At 72.6% G+C, this 14,593-nt stretch carries 13 protein-coding genes and 1 pseudogene; 8 read left to right on the top strand and 6 right to left on the bottom strand.

Going from position 1 to position 14,593, the window contains the following annotated elements; translation table 11 throughout:
- Positions 1-192: 192 nt before the first annotated feature.
- The 3 genes from ACZ6B1_RS29210 to ACZ6B1_RS29200 form a co-directional block, all read right to left on the bottom strand.
- On the bottom strand, positions 193-795 hold the full coding sequence (locus ACZ6B1_RS29210) for an Rv1733c family protein (RefSeq protein ID WP_468783186.1): 603 nt from the start codon (positions 793-795) through the stop codon (positions 193-195).
- 259 nt (positions 796-1,054) lie between these two features.
- Complete coding sequence (gene katG, locus ACZ6B1_RS29205) at positions 1,055-3,286, bottom strand: catalase/peroxidase HPI (protein ID WP_468783184.1); 2,232 nt, start codon at positions 3,284-3,286, stop codon at positions 1,055-1,057.
- A gap of 49 nt (positions 3,287-3,335) precedes the next feature.
- Positions 3,336-3,773 (bottom strand): Fur family transcriptional regulator, encoded by a 438-nt coding sequence (locus ACZ6B1_RS29200; RefSeq protein WP_468783182.1) that lies wholly within the window; start codon positions 3,771-3,773, stop codon positions 3,336-3,338.
- 291 nt (positions 3,774-4,064) lie between these two features.
- Here ACZ6B1_RS29200 and ACZ6B1_RS29195 point away from each other — a divergent pair.
- The 8 genes and pseudogenes from ACZ6B1_RS29195 (at position 4,065) to ACZ6B1_RS29160 (ending at position 10,996) form a co-directional block, all read left to right on the top strand.
- A pseudogene (locus ACZ6B1_RS29195) lies at positions 4,065-4,160 on the top strand.
- 389 nt (positions 4,161-4,549) lie between these two features.
- On the top strand, positions 4,550-5,737 hold the full coding sequence (locus tag ACZ6B1_RS29190) for an acyltransferase family protein (RefSeq protein ID WP_468783180.1): 1,188 nt from the start codon (positions 4,550-4,552) through the stop codon (positions 5,735-5,737).
- 123 nt (positions 5,738-5,860) lie between these two features.
- Positions 5,861-6,340 (top strand): SRPBCC family protein, encoded by a 480-nt coding sequence (locus ACZ6B1_RS29185; RefSeq protein ID WP_468783178.1) that lies wholly within the window; start codon positions 5,861-5,863, stop codon positions 6,338-6,340.
- Positions 6,341-6,552: 212 nt separating this feature from the next.
- Positions 6,553-7,449 (top strand): STAS domain-containing protein, encoded by an 897-nt coding sequence (locus tag ACZ6B1_RS29180; protein ID WP_468783176.1) that lies wholly within the window; start codon positions 6,553-6,555, stop codon positions 7,447-7,449.
- Positions 7,446-7,823: an STAS domain-containing protein gene (locus tag ACZ6B1_RS29175; RefSeq protein WP_468783175.1), complete on the top strand. Its 378-nt coding sequence runs from the start codon at positions 7,446-7,448 to the stop codon at positions 7,821-7,823. The genes ACZ6B1_RS29180 and ACZ6B1_RS29175 overlap by 4 nt, the downstream gene beginning before the upstream one ends.
- Positions 7,823-8,269 carry an anti-sigma regulatory factor gene (locus tag ACZ6B1_RS29170; protein WP_468783174.1) on the top strand — a complete coding sequence of 149 codons (447 nt, stop codon included), beginning with the start codon at positions 7,823-7,825 and terminating at the stop codon, positions 8,267-8,269. The genes ACZ6B1_RS29175 and ACZ6B1_RS29170 overlap by 1 nt, the downstream gene beginning before the upstream one ends.
- Complete coding sequence (locus tag ACZ6B1_RS29165; protein WP_468783173.1) at positions 8,269-9,327, top strand: SpoIIE family protein phosphatase; 1,059 nt, start codon at positions 8,269-8,271, stop codon at positions 9,325-9,327. Before ACZ6B1_RS29170 ends, ACZ6B1_RS29165 begins: the two co-directional genes overlap by 1 nt.
- A complete protein-coding gene (locus tag ACZ6B1_RS29160; RefSeq protein WP_468783172.1) occupies positions 9,311-10,996 on the top strand; it encodes a PP2C family protein-serine/threonine phosphatase in 1,686 nt (561 codons plus the stop codon). The genes ACZ6B1_RS29165 and ACZ6B1_RS29160 overlap by 17 nt, the downstream gene beginning before the upstream one ends.
- A 50-nt stretch (positions 10,997-11,046) precedes the next feature.
- On the opposite strand, the gene ACZ6B1_RS29155 is transcribed toward ACZ6B1_RS29160, so the two are convergent.
- The 3 genes from ACZ6B1_RS29155 to ACZ6B1_RS29145 all read right to left on the bottom strand — a co-directional run bounded on the left by ACZ6B1_RS29155 (position 11,047) and on the right by ACZ6B1_RS29145 (position 14,565).
- A complete protein-coding gene (locus ACZ6B1_RS29155) occupies positions 11,047-11,283 on the bottom strand; it encodes a chaplin (protein WP_358933916.1) in 237 nt (78 codons plus the stop codon).
- A 532-nt stretch (positions 11,284-11,815) separates the two neighbouring features.
- Positions 11,816-12,028 carry a hypothetical protein gene (locus tag ACZ6B1_RS29150; protein WP_468783171.1) on the bottom strand — a complete coding sequence of 71 codons (213 nt, stop codon included), beginning with the start codon at positions 12,026-12,028 and terminating at the stop codon, positions 11,816-11,818.
- A complete protein-coding gene (locus ACZ6B1_RS29145; protein WP_468783170.1) occupies positions 12,025-14,565 on the bottom strand; it encodes a discoidin domain-containing protein in 2,541 nt (846 codons plus the stop codon). Before ACZ6B1_RS29145 ends, ACZ6B1_RS29150 begins: the two co-directional genes overlap by 4 nt.
- Positions 14,566-14,593: the final 28 nt, after the last annotated feature.

Genomic DNA, 14,593 nt, shown 5'->3' with positions numbered 1-14,593 from the left:
ACAGCCAGGAGCGGTCGTGTGAGACGCGAACGAGGTGAGACGCGGACCAGCAGGAGCCAACGGAGCGCGACGCCGACGGTCAGGGCGGTCGGATGAGGCGCGGACGCGGCGCGACGCGGCTCAGCAGGAGCGGACGGGACGAGGCGCGGACCAGCGGGAGCGGACGGGTGCTGCGCGGACGGGCAGCAGCGGTCAGCCGCGGCCGCCGCTGAAGTTGCGCCACTCGGGTCCGACGCGCTTCCACTCCTCGTCCCATTCGGCCAGCCTGCGCCGCACCAGCGCGTTGCGGACCAGCCAGCCGCCGGCCCAGACCGTCGTGCCGGTGACCTGGGCGATCAGGGCGCCGGTGAGGACCGTCTGCAGCATGGCCTCGGACGTGGAGGCGGGCGCGGGCACCGCGCGGCCCGCGCGGTCCGTCCACACCGTGACCTGGGTTCCGGCCGGAGCGCCCGGCAGGACCTTCGTCCGGTCCATGTGCACCTTGCCGTCCGGGCCCGTCCAGCGGGCCGTGGCCCAGACCCGGCCGTCGTCGTATCCGCTGCCGGCGGCCGGTGTCTTCACCGCGCCGTCGGTGAGGACCGCGGAGACGGCGTGCACCTCGGCCCGCCGTGCGGTCAGCGTCGAGTCCACGGAGTGAGCCCCCGCCCAGCCGCCGAGGGCCGCGCCCAGCAGGGCGAGGATCCAGGTGGCGAGCACGACCCAGCCCTCGACGATGTCGCTGTGCCTGCGCAACGGGTTGCGCCGCCAGCGCCACAGCCGGTCCCGTGTCACCGTCATGGGAGGTGTCCGAGTCATCGGCCGCCGCCTCCTCTCGCCTGCCGGCGGCCGCGTGCCGGGACGCGCGGGCCCGCTCGGCGTCCGGAGGATCCGGATCGGGATCCGGATCGCCACCTCACCATCGTGCACCCCGACCGCCGCGACCGCAGTACCGGCGACGGTCTTCGTCGCCGGTACGTCCGGGCGGCGCGGGCAGGGCACGGCAGCGCGCAGGTGCACGCGGAGGGCGTCCGGCCCGGCCCGCGCGGGCCGGGCCGGACGCCCTCCGACGGGTCGGTCAGGCCACGTCGAACCGGTCGAGGTTCATGACCTTGTCCCAGGCGGCGACGAAGTCCTTCACGAACTTCTCCTTCGCGTCGTCGCCCGCGTAGACCTCGGCGAGCGCGCGCAGCTCGGAGTTCGAGCCGAAGACCAGGTCGGCGCGGCTGCCGGCCCACTTCACCTCGCCCGTGGCGGCGTCCCTGCCCTCGAAGGTGGTCTGGTCCTCGGTGGTCGCCGACCACGTCGTGCCCAGGTCGAGCAGGTTGACGAAGAAGTCGTTCGTCAGGGATCCGGGCGTGCTGGTGAGGACGCCGAGCTGCGACCCCTCGGGGCCCACGCCCAGCACCCGCAGGCCGCCGACCAGGACGGTCGTCTCCGGGGCGCTCAGCGTCAGCAGGTTGGCCCGGTCCAGCAGCAGGAACTCGGCCGGCAGGCGGTTGCCCTTGCCGAGGTAATTGCGGAAGCCGTCCGCGGTCGGCTCCAGCGCCTCGAAGGACTCGACGTCGGTGTGCTCCTCACCGGCGTCGACCCGGCCCGGCGTGAACGGCACCTCGACCTGGAACCCGCCCTCCTTCGCGGCCTTCTCCACGGCCGCGACACCGCCGAGGACGATCAGGTCGGCGAGGGAGACCCGCTTGGCGCCGGAGGAGGCGTTGAACTCCTGCTGGACGCTCTCCAGGGTGCGCAGCACCAGCGCGAGCTGGTCCGGCTGGTTGACCTCCCAGCCGCGCTGCGGCTCGAGGCGGATGCGGGCGCCGTTGGCCCCGCCGCGCTTGTCGCTGCCGCGGAAGGTGGAGGCGGACGCCCAGGCGGTGGTGACGAGCTGGGAGACGGTCAGGCCCGAGTCGAGCAGCTTGGTCTTGAGGGCCGCGATGTCCGCGTCGTCGATCAGGTCGCCCTCGCGCTCCGGCAGCGGGTCCTGCCAGAGCAGGGTCTCCTCGGGAACCTCCGGGCCGAGGTAGAGCGACTTCGGGCCCATGTCGCGGTGGGTCAGCTTGTACCAGGCGCGGGCGAAGGCGTCCGCGAACTCCTGCGGGTTCTCGTGGAAGCGGCGGGAGATCGGCTCGTAGATCGGGTCGAGGCGCAGCGCCAGGTCGGTGGTGAGCATCGACGGGGCGATCTTCTTCGAGGAGTCGTGGGCGTGCGGGACGGTGCCCTCGCCCGCGCCGTCCTTCGGCTTCCACTGCTTGGCGCCGGCCGGGGACTCGGTGAGCTCCCACTCGTAGCCGAAGAGGTTGTCGAAGAAGCCGTTGCTCCACTGGGTGGGCGTGGTGGTCCAGGTGACCTCGAGGCCGGAGGTGATGGCGTCGGCGCCCTTGCCGGTGCCGTAGGAGCTCCGCCAGCCAAGGCCCTGCTCCTCGAAGCCGGCGGCCTCCGGGTCGGGGCCGACGTGGTCGGCGGGGCCGGCGCCGTGGGTCTTGCCGAAGGTGTGGCCGCCGGCGATCAGGGCGACGGTCTCCTCGTCGTTCATCGCCATGCGGCGGAACGTCTCACGGATGTCGCGGGCCGCGGCGATCGGGTCCGGGTTGCCGTTGGGGCCCTCCGGGTTGACGTAGATCAGGCCCATCTGGACGGCGCCGAGCGGGTTCTCCAGCTCACGGTCACCGGTGTAGCGCTTGTCGTCCAGCCAGGTGGTCTCGGGACCCCAGTAGACGTCCTCCTCCGGCTCCCAGACGTCCTCGCGGCCGCCGGCGAAGCCGAAGGTCTCGAAGCCCATGGACTCCAGGGCGACGTTGCCGGCGAGGACCAGCAGGTCGGCCCAGGACAGGCTCTGCCCGTACTTCTTCTTGACCGGCCACAGCAGCCGGCGGGCCTTGTCCAGGTTGGCGTTGTCCGGCCAGCTGTTCAGCGGGGCGAAGCGCTGCTGGCCGGCGCCGGCGCCGCCACGGCCGTCGCTGATGCGGTAGGTGCCCGCACTGTGCCAGGCCATCCGGATGATGAAGGGGCCGTAGTGGCCGAAGTCGGCCGGCCACCAGTCCTGGGAAGTGGTGAGCACCTCGGCGATGTCCTGCTTCACCGCCGGGAGATCCAGGGACTTGAACGCCTCGGCGTAGTCGAAGTCCGCGCCCAGCGGATTGGCGACGGCCGGGTTCTTGGCAAGGATCTTCAGGTTGAGCCGCTCCGGCCACCATTGACGGTTGCCACCACCCTGGGTCGGGTGCAGGGCTCGCCCGTGCGCGACCGGGCAGCCGCCGCTCGCCTCCTCCGACTTCGCGTCAGTGACGATCGCGTCGTGGTTCTCAGTCATGGCAATCCTTCCGAACGGAACGGAACTCTGTGCTCAGGAACTCAGGAACTCAGGAAATGCGGCCGGTGGAACAGCCGGGGCAGGTGCCCCAGTAGACGACCTCGGCCTCGTCGATGGAGAAGCCGCGGTCGTCGGACGCGGTCAGGCAGGGCGCCTCGCCGACCGCGCAGTCGACGTCGGCGAGGGCACCGCACGACCGGCAGACGATGTGGTGGTGGTTGTCGCCGACACGGCCTTCGAACCGGGCGGGGCTGCCGGCCGGCTCGATCCGCCGTATGAGGCCCGCCGCGGTCAGCGCGTGCAGTGCCTCGTAGACGGCTTGCAGGGAAATGTGGCCCACACGGTCGCGGACCCCGGAAGCGATCGCCTCGACGCCGAGGTGGTCACCGTCCCGGACTGTCTCCAGCAGCGCGACACGGGCCGCCGTCACGCGCAGGCCGGCACCGCGCAGCTCCTCGGCGGTGGTCGGAGTACCGGATGCGGTCATGGGCCGAACCTACCCCTGTAAACACGAACGGTTCAATAAAACGAACGATGCAATTCTGGCCTCTTGCCGATGCCCGGTGTTCGCCTGCGCGTGGCTTCGCCCGGCGTCACCGGAGACCTCGTGTGAACGCATCATGTGGCCGTACGGTCCACCGGGCGGCACGCCGAGCCCGACGGGTCCTCCGGACGGGTGAGCGCGGAGCGATCGCCGTCAGCGGAACGTCAGGGCACGGTCAGCGGCCCCTGCCACTGTGATGCGTGTGAACGGCACGGGAGACCGGGCCGGGAACAGGGAGAGGTGCCCGGAGTGGTTGATCGGGGACCATGAGCACGTCTCGAGGTCGGGCCCCGCCAGGGGTCCACGCAGGTTCGAATCCTGCCCTCTCCGCCGCTGTGAGCCACGGGCCGGTGCGACGCCGGCACCCGCGCCCGGAAGAAACCGGCGCGGAGGACCGCCGTAGCAACCGCACCCGCCACCGCGTCGCCTGCCGCACGGCCTGGACGTCAACTCACGTACCGGCGTTGTTCGTTGCCGTCAGCCGGCCGCGAGTCGCCGGGCGCGCCGGTCACGGTGCCGCCGTCGGACCGGCGGGGGTGGCTTCGCGGGGACACGGGCTTTTCACTCGTAAGGATGCCCGGGGGCGGCTGTCCGTGGCATACGGCGGCCCGATTCGTTCGGCAGCCGTGTGATGTTTGCAACGTGATGTGAATGCAAAGGGGCGAACGGGCAATGTTCCCCTTTATGCCCCACGCAACCCTCCCGCGGCAGGTGATGTGATGACCACGGCGACGACCCGGACGACCCGGACGCCGCCCACACGAACCGGCGAGGCCGGGGCTGGCTCCGCCCCGCCGGCCGCCCGGCCCGCCCTGCCGTCCCTGACCGGCCTGCGCTGGGTAGCGGCACTGCTGGTCTTCGGACTGCACGTGAACAACTTCGGATACTTCGGCGGCGAGGCCGGCCGTATCGTCCTGTGGGGCTTCGGGGCGGGCGCCACGGGCGTGTCGTTCTTCTTCGTGCTGTCCGGTTTCGTACTGACGTGGTCCGCGCGGCCCCACGACCGCGCGACGGCCTTCTGGCGGCGGCGGACCGCGCGCGTCTACCCGGTGCACCTGGTCACCCTGGGCATCGCCCTGCTCATGGCCTACGCGCTGCCCCACCAGACGAGACCGACCCCGGATCAGGCGCTGTCCAACCTGCTGCTGGTGCACTCGTGGTGGCGTCCCTGGTGGCAGACGCTGAACCCGGTGAGCTGGTCGCTGGCCTGCGAGGCGTTCTTCTACGCGGCCTTCCCGCTGCTGTTCCTGCTGCTGCGCCGGCTGGGCGCCCGGGGCACGGCGGTGCTGGGCGTGCTGTCGGTGGTGGCCGTGCTGGTCCTGGCCCGGGCGGACGCCCACCACTGGACGGAGCAGGCCCTGTACTCGCTGCCCGCCGCCCGCCTCCCCGAGTTCGTGCTCGGCGCCGTCACGGCCCGGCTGGTGCTGCTCGGCCGGTGGCGCGGGCCCGGACTCGAGGCCTCGCTCGCGCTGGCCGTCATCGGCTACTTCCTGGTGCCCCAGGTGACGCCCGGCTACTCCACCACCGTGTGCACCCTCGCCGGGTTCACCCTGCTCATCCCGGCGGCGGCCGTCGCGGACCTGCGTGGCCTGCCGTCGCTGTGGCGGCGCCGGCGGCTGGTACGGCTCGGGGAGCTGTCGTTCGCCTTCTACATGATCCACCTGCTGGTCCTGCGCACCGGCACCCAACTGCTGGGCACGAAACCGCACTTCGGCCTGCTCGCGGGCCTGGCGGTGACGGCGGTCGCGTTCACCGTGTCGCTCGCGCTGTCCTGGGTGCTGTACGAGGCGGTGGAACGGCCCGCGAGACGCCTGCTGCTGCGCCGCCGGCGCGCCGGCCGCGAGTCGGGGGAGCGGCGCGAGCCGGTCGCTGGCACCCGGGATGCCCCGGCCCCGGCAGGGGATTGACGGGCGCCGCCCGCCTCCCCGCCGCCCGCCCTCTGTCACTCGTTCGCGGGATCGTGTGCATGACCTGGCGGCAATCAGGAACCCGCTACTCGTACAGCCGACGAGAACGAGAGGTGTTCCTTTATGTCGCAGGTCGAGGAATCCGTGCGGGTCGGCGTCCCGGTGCGCACCGCCTACAACCAGTGGACCCAGTTCGAGACGTTCCCGGAGTTCATGGAGGGGGTGGAGCGCATCGAGCAGCGCACCGACTCCCTCACCCACTGGGTGACCAACGTCGGCGGGGTTCGGCGGGAGTTCGACGCGGCGATCACCGAGCAGCGGCCTGACGAGCGGGTCGCCTGGACCACCGTGGACGGCGAGGCGAAGCAGGCCGGCGTCGTCACCTTCCACCGCATCGACGACTCCACCACGAAGGTCATGCTGCAACTGGAGTTCGAGCCCGAGGGCCTAACCGAGACGGTCGGCGACAAGCTCGGTGTCGTCAAGCGGCGGGTCTCGGGGGATCTGCACCGGTTCAAGGACTTCATCGAGCAGCGCGGCGGCCGGGAGACCGGGGCGTGGCGCGGCGAGATGGGCGGCCCGGGCGGCGGCGGGGCGATCTGATCCGTCGCACGCGCGAGTGACGTGTCTAACAGTGCGGAGATGTCTCCCTGATCGTGGGTAGACGGCCTCCGACACCGGCCCGGCGGCTTCGGCTGCCGGGCCGTCCGGGGTTCGGCCGCTCGTCGGCGCGGGCCCCTGTTGTCTGTCGTATGGAGGCCATCGGCCCGGATCCGGCCGGACGGGGGCGGTCCGGGCCGTGTGGAAGGGAGAGGATGTACGTGCCGGAGCAGGAAGCGGCCGAGTCGGCGTCTCGTGTGGTGAGCGCCTTTCTGGAGCGGCGTCAGGAGCAGATCGCGCAGCGCTGGGCGGACGCCCCCCTGTTCCGCTCGGTGTTCACCGTCTCCCGCGACGAAGCGGTCGAGGCGTGCAAGGCCGTGCTGGACGCGCTCTCGGACGTGGCGATGAGCGGCCGGTTCGAGGACATCGACGCTCCCGGTTTCGGCACGGTGCGCGAGCAGCTGGGACGGATGGCCGCGACCCGGTCCCGTACGGGATCGAGCCCGGCGCAGATCTCCGAGGAGGTGGCCGCGCTGCGCCGCCCGGCGACGGAGCTGCTGCGTGAGGAGTTCCCCGACCCGGCCGGCCCCGAGGCGCGGGAAGGGGTGCTCGCCCTGACCCTGATCATGGGCACCCTGCGTCTGGTGGTGATGGAGACGGCACTGCACGCGGGTGAGGACCTGATCCACCGGCAGCGGCAGCAACTGCTCGAGGTGGCCACGCCCGTGATCCAGTTGTGGGAGGGCACCGTCGCCGTGCCGCTGATCGGCACCCTGGACAGCGCGCGCAGCCAGGTGGTCATGGAGTCCCTGCTGGAGGCGATCGTCGAACAGCGCGCCCGGTACGCCATCCTGGACATCACCGGTGTGCCCACGGTGGACTCGCTGGTCGCGCAGCACCTGATGAAGACGGTGGCCGCCGCACGGCTGATGGGGGCGGAGTGCATCGTCTCCGGCATCCGGCCGGCGATCGCGCAGACCATCGTGCAGCTCGGCATCGACCTTGGGTCGGTGCTCACCCGCGCCTCGCTGGCCGACGCGCTCGCCTACGCGCTCGGCCGGCAGGGCATCGAGGTCTCCACCCGCACGGACGCCGGGACGGCCGCGCGGTGATCCAGCCCTTTTCCGGTCAGGCACAGGTGCCCGTGCTGGCGCTGGGCGACATCCTGCTGGTCTCGCTGCAGGGCGAGTTGCACGACGGCATGGCCGAACGGCTCCAGCACGACATCTCCAGCCGCATCGCCACCAGCAAGGTGACCGGTGTGGTGATCGACATCTCCGGTGTCGACATCGTGGACTCCTTCCTCGGCCGGGTGCTCGCGGAGATCGCGTCGACGGCCCGGCTGCTGGCGGCCCGGACGGTGCTGGCCGGCATGCGCCCGGCGGTGGCGATCACCCTGGTCGAACTGGGGCTCACGCTGCCCGGTCTGACCACCACTCTCGATGTCGACCGCGCCATGGAACTGCTGTCGCCGGAGGAGAAGTGATGCCGGCGTCGTCCGGGCAGGCCTGCCCGACCTGCCTGCCCATCGGCTCGGACGGGGATCTGGCCTACGTCCGGCAGCAGGTGCGGCAGTACGCGGCGCAGCTCGGCTTCGGCCTGGTGCAGCAGACCAAACTGGTGACCGCGGCCAGTGAACTGGCCCGCAACACGCTGGTGCACGGCGGCGGCGGGCAGGCGGAGATCACCCCGCTGGACCGCGGTGGCGTCCCGGGGCTGCGGATGCGCTTCACCGACGAGGGCCCGGGCATCCGGGACCTGGACCTGGCGATGACCGACGGCTACACCTCCGGCGGCGGCCTGGGTCTGGGACTCAGTGGTGCCAAGCGGCTCGTGCAGGAGTTCGCCGTGGACACCGCGCCCGGCCGTGGCACCAAGGTGACGGCCGTAGCCTGGGTGACTCCGGTGCCGCCGTCCAGGACGGGGTTGTGATGGGCCGCGTGTGGGAGATCCCGGTGCACGACTCGACACGGGTCCGGGACGTCCGGGTCGCGGCCGAGGCCGCGAGCGCCGTCGCGGGCCTCGGTCAGGAGCGCACCGCGGCGGCCGCGCTGGTCGCCACCGAGCTGGCGACCAATCTGCTCAAGCACGCCGCCGAAGGCCGCATGGTGCTGAACCTGGTGGACGGCCCGGACGGCGGCGCGCCGTCGGTGCAGTTGTGCTCGCTCGACCAGGGGCCGGGCATCGCTGACGTCGGCACGGCCCTGCGGGACGGTTTCAGCACCGCCGAGGGGTCCCTCGGTGCGGGCCTGGGCAGTTGCCGCCGGCTCGCGAACGCCTTCCACCTGCACAGCGTCCCGGGCCGGGGAACGGTGGCGGCGGCCCGCGTCGACCACGAGGCCGACCGCGCCGACGGGTCCGCGCCGGAGGTCCCGGTGGGCGGGATCAACGTCGCGCTCGACCAGGCGGAGCACTCCGGGGACTCGTGGGGCTGGGCACGCTCCGGCTCCCTGCTGACGCTGCTCCTGGCCGACGGACTCGGGCACGGCGCCAAGGCCGCCCACGCCTCCACCGCGGCGGTGGAGGAGCTGCGCGGCAGTGCGCGTCTGTCACCGGAGGAGATCCTGCGGCGCCTGCACACCGCCCTGCGGCGCACCCGGGGCGTGGCCGCCGTGGTGGCGCAGGTGGACACCGAGCGGCGGGAACTGCGCTTCGCCGGGGTGGGCAACGCCGGCGCCCGGCTGCGCACGGGAGACACCTGGACCTCCCTGATCTCCCATCCGGGCATCGTCGGGGCGTACTTCCCGGCGCGGGTTCCGCTGCGGAAGATGCCGTGGCACGCGGACAGCCTGCTCGTCGTGCACAGCGACGGGCTGCCGAGCCGCTGGTCGCCGCCCGGCGACCCCGGGCTGCTCACCCGTGACCCGTCGGTGGTGGCCGCGACGATCCTGCGCGACGCGAGCAGCCCCGCCCGACCCGTACGCGACGACACCAGTGTGGCCGTACTGGCCCCCGACCGCCGGACCAGCTCCCATGACAGCCGCCCGTGACCTCTGGACCATCGACTCGACCGCCGACGCGGCCCGCGCCCGGGCCGCGCTCGGGCGGCTCACGGCGGAGGCCGGCCTGCCCGCGCTCGACCGCGCCCGGTTCCTGACCGCGTTCACCGCGCGGCTGCGCCGCTGTCTCGGCGAGGGCGGTGCCGAGGTCGCCGTCCGCTCCGACGGCTCCGGGCAGTTGCACATCGCGGTACGGCGGCCCGGCCGGTCCGGCGCGTGGCGGCGCACCCTGAACTGCCCCCGTCCGGTGGCTTCGCCGCTGCCCACGCCCGCCGAGCTGGACGGCACACGGCTCGCCGAGGCACTGCTGGACGCCGACGCGGACGCGGACGCGGTACTGGACAGCCTCACCGAGACGGAGGAGATGGTCCGTTTCCACCGGGACGAGCTGCACCAGACCAACCAGGGGGTGCTGGCGCTGCACGCCGAGCTGGAGGCGGCCGCGCTGGCGCAGCACGAACTGCTGGACGCGGAACGGGCGGCACGCACCACGGCGGAGAACGCCCGGCGGCTGCTGACCTTCCTGGCGAACGCGAGCGCCGCCCTGAACGCCTCCCTGGAGCACGACGACATCCTGCGCAGGCTGCCCGATCTGCTCGTCCCGGAGTACGCCGCCGACGTCGACGTATGGCTCGCCGACGATGAGCGCACACCCAGGGACGACCGGGCGGCCGCCACCCTCACCGCGGCCCGTACGGGCCGCCCGCAGCACGCGGCCCGGCACCCCGGCGAGCTGCCCGGCGTGGACGACCTGCCGCCCTCGGCCCTCTCCCCCGACCGGCCGCTGCTGTGCATCCCGCTCGGCGCGCGCACCGTGCAGGGCGTGCTGACGCTGACCGCGCCGGGCGACCGGTTCGACCCGGACACCACCGTGATGCTGCTGGAGCTTGGCCGGCGGGCGGGCATCGCGCTGGACAACGCCCGTCAGTACGAGCAGCACCGGGACGTGGCCGAGGCGCTGCAGCGCGCCCAGCTCACCGACCTGCCCGACGTCCGGGGCGTGTCACTGGCCGCGCGCTATCTGCCGGCGACCCGCGGCCTGAACATCGGCGGCGACTGGTACGACGCGTTCCCGCAGCCCGACGGCAGCGTCCTCGCGGTGATAGGGGACGTCACGGGGCACGGGCTGCGCGCGGCGGTGATCATGGGGCAGCTGCGCACCGCCCTGCGCGCGTACGCCGTCGAGGGCAACGGCCCCGCCCGCATCCTCACCCTGCTGCACCGGATGCTGGGCCACCAGCAGCCGGAGCTGTACGCGACCTGCGCCATCGCGCGTTTCACCCCGGGCGATCCGGCCGTGGTGTGGGCCGCGGCCGGCCATCCGCCGGCCGTCACCCGGGATCCCGGCGGCAGGGTGAGCGTCCTGGACCTCAAGCCGGGGATCATGCTGGGCGTGCCCATGGCGTACGAGTACGAGGAACACACCGTGCGGCTGCCGGCCGGGTCCACGATGGCGCTCTACACGGACGGCCTCGTGGAGAGGCGGGCGGCCGGGATCGACGCGGGCATCGACCGGCTGGCCCGGGCCATGGAGACGCTCGGCGCCGCGGAGCTGGAGGATCTGGACTCGGCCGCCGAGTCGCTGCTGAAGCCGATGCTGCACGACTCAGAGCACGACGACGACGTCTGTCTGCTGCTCTGCCGCACCTCGGCGTCCTGAACAGCCGTGGGCCGGCCCCCCGCGCGAGGGGGCCGGCGCACGCCACGGTGTCACTGCGCGGTGCAGGTGCTCCCACCGGCCGGGTTCAGCAGCCCGATGACATCGATGCTGTCGCCGCACAGGTTGAGGCCGAGGTCGACCGGAACCTGGGTGACGTTGCCCGAGAGGACGCCCGGGCTGTTGCTGGCGGTGCCGGTCGTGGGGTCCGGGTCGGCCGCGTGGGCGGCCGTCGTGCCGGCCAGCGCGAGGGAGCCCGCGAGAACCGCCGCCGTGGCAAAGCTGCGCATACGCATGTGTGTTGCCTCACTGGTTGACGTAGGGACCCTCTCATCACACCGGCTGCGCGAGGCGGACGCCTGTTGGGATACGCCGTTGGGAGACCGGCGCAGGTCAGGAGGCGGGGAAGCGTTGCGGACCCGGTGGGCGCGCAGCCCGTTGAGCCGCCGCGGGCCCGCGGGTACTGGCGGGGGCCCGGCACACCGAGGTCCCCGGGCCGGGGCGTCCGAAGCCGGGAGCCGTGCGGCTTTTCCCGTGGGGTGAAGTCGGGCCGGGAACGCGGAGTGTCGTCCGCGCGTCCGGCCCTTCGGACGTGCGCCCGGACCCGGGGACCGTCGGCGGGGTCGCCGCCCCCAGCCGAAAGCGGGTTCGGAGGAGGGCCGGTTTCTTGACCCGCGAGCGGGCCGGCACCCGGCCGCCCGCACCCGCCACCCTAGGCGCTGCGCGCGGACCGCGCAGTTCGGCTCGCGTCGGTCAGGGACGCGCCGGTACCGGGAAGGGCCCCGGCCGGGGGATCGGCCGCGTCGGGGACCGGGGATCCGTTCACTCCGGGGAGCCGAACCGCACCGCCCACGCGTCGTACCGCTCGGCGGGAGCGAGGGCCGTCGCGTCGCGCACCCGCTCCACCGCCTCGGCCGGCGCCCGGTCGGTCGGGGCGGGCAGCGGGCGGCGGACGCGCTCCCCACCTGGCGCCGGCCGGGGAATGAGCCCGCTCCCGCGCGCCGGGCGGACGCGCGGGAGCGGGGCGTGTGTCACGGGAACGAGGTCACCTTGGAGGGGACGGTGTCCGTCCCCGAGGTGGGCGCGCCCGTGCTGTTGACGACGTGGGCGTACTGGCCCTTGCCGCCGAGGGAGATCACCTGCAGGTCGTGCATCCTGATCCCCGAGGTGGCCGGGACCTGGAAGCCGTGCGCCTGGACGATCGTGGGATCGGCCGTGTAGTTGCAGTAGCTGCCCAGGCCCCACGCCTCGTGCGTGGTGACCGAGTCGGCGACCCTGTAGGCCGCGTAGCCGACGATGCCGTCGTGGGTGATGGCGGCGGCGTTCGGGGCGTCGTACGCCTTCTCGTTCTGGAAGAAGATCGTGCGGCCGCGCTCTCCGCTCCAGTACACGTCGTACTTGTTGAAGTGCTCGACGAACAGGCCGGTGGCGAGGACGTCGTCACCGGCCACCCGCAGGCCGTAGTCGGCGCGGTTGGTGTCCCAGCCGGTGCCGCTGCCGTGGTCGGCACGCCAGATCCAGGTGTGGTCGACGATGACGTCGTCGCTGTTGACCACGACGGAGTTGGTGGCGAGGCCGGGTCCGGCGCCGCCGATGCGGACGAACACGTCCTGCATGGTGGTGGGGTTGGCGGAGTGGTCGGCGCCGGCACCGGGGTCGCCGATCCGCAGCAGGGTGTCGGAGTTGACCGGGCCCGCGTCGATGAGGAATCCGGCGAGCTTCACGCCGTCCACGTCGGCGACGTGCATGGCGTCGACACCGTTGTCCGGGACCAGGGTGGCGAGGCCGAGGCCGAGGACCACGGTGTCGGCGCGGGTGACGTCGATCGTCCGGTCGAGGTGGTAGACGCCGGGGGTGAAGAGGAGGTTGAGGCCCTGGGCGAGGGCCGCGTTGATGGTCGTGGCGGTGGCGCCCGGCTTGACCACGTAGAACTGGTCGAGCGGCAGGGAGGTGCCCGCGTTGGCCGGCCAGGAGACGCCACGGGCGTTGGTGCGCTTGGCCGGGACGAACACCTTGTAGGCGGAGCCGTCCAGGTAGAGGAACGGCTTCTCGCGTGAGACCGGTGTGGTGTCGAGGGTGGTGTACGGGCCGTTGTCGAAGTTGGTCGCCGGCGCGCCCTGGACTCCGGAGAAGGTCATGTTCCACACGCCGTTGGTCCAGCCGCCGACGGAGCTGTCACGGGTGTACCACTGTTGCTGGGAGTAGGGGCCGACGGTGCCGTCGATCTTCGAGTCGGCGATGTAGCCGCCGGAGGCCCAGCCGTAGCCGTTGGGGGCGAGGTTGAGGCCGCCCTGGACGTGGATGCGGCGGAACGGAGCGGCCTGGGCGACGGCCCAGCGGTCGGTTCCGTTGGACGGCCTGATGGCGAGGTTCTCCGCCGAACGCCAGAAGTTCTGGGTGGCGTTGCCGTTGAACCAGCCCGCGTCCACGGTGACGTCGCCGTTGATCTGGGTGTCGTCGGGGTTCATGCCGAGACCGGAGATCGAGGTGTAGAAGCCGATCTGGGCGTTGATGCCGTTGTAGGTGCCCGGCTTGAGCAGGAACTGGTAGCGGCCGGTGCCGAACTGGTTCGACTCCTGCTGCTTGAAGACGTCGTCGAACTTCTGCTGCAGGTTCGGCGTGGAGGGGTCGACCACGATGACGTTGGGGCCGAGGTCGCCGCCGCCCTGGACGGGCGGTTCGCCGGTGGAGCCGGTGTGCACGGCGACCTCCCACAGCGAGTAGCCGTAGCCGGTGCCGCGGGCGGTGCCTTGGACCCGGACGTAGCGGCCGGTGCCGCTGACGTCGTAGGAGGCGGTGCCGCCGGTCGCGCCGGTGACGCTCTTCAGGGTGGTCCAGGTCTGGCCGTCGGCGGAGGCCTGGAGCTGGAAGTCCTTGCCGTACGCCGCTTCCCAGTCGAGGTCGATCCGGCACAGGTCCTGGACCGAGCCGAGGTCCACACGGAGCCACTGCGGGTCGGTGGCCTGGCTGGACCAGCGGGTGCCGGTGTCGCCGTCGAAGGCGGCGGAGGCGGGGGTGCCGGCGTTCTCGGTGGAGGACGCGGTGGCGGGCCGGCCCTGGGCGGCGTTCGCGGTGCCACAGCCGGTCTGGCTGCCGTTCGCCGTGCCGTAGACCTGGAACTCCCAGAGGGAGTAGCCCCACTGGGTGGCGCGGTGGACGCCGAGCAGGCGGACGTAGCGGCCCTGTCCGGAGACGTCGAGGGTGTCGACGCCGCCGTCTGAGCCGGTGACGGACTTCAGGTCGGTCCAGGTGCTGCCGTCCTTGGACAGCTGGACCTTGTAGTCCTTGCCGTAGGCGGCCTCCCAGTTGAGGACCACCTGGCTGACCGTGGCGGTGGCCCCCAGGTCGACCTGGTACCACTGGTCGTCGGTGGCGGCCGAGGACCAGCGGGTGCCGGTGTCGCCGTCGACGCCCTTGGCGGCGGAGGTGCCGGCGTTCTCCTCGGAGGACGCGGTGGCCGTCTTGCCCTGCGACAGCGGGGTTTCGGCCGCGGCGGCGGGCGGATGGGTGGTGGGCAGGGCGATCAGCGCGGCCGTGGCGGCCAGCGCGATGCCCAGGGATCTCAGTCTCATGTGGTGGCTCCATGCGGCTGCGGAGGTC

The sequence above is a fragment of the Streptomyces sp. NPDC041129 genome, from assembly GCF_055592265.1.
Note: the sequence above shows the minus strand (reverse complement) of the source record. Positions and strands in the feature narration are given on the sequence as shown.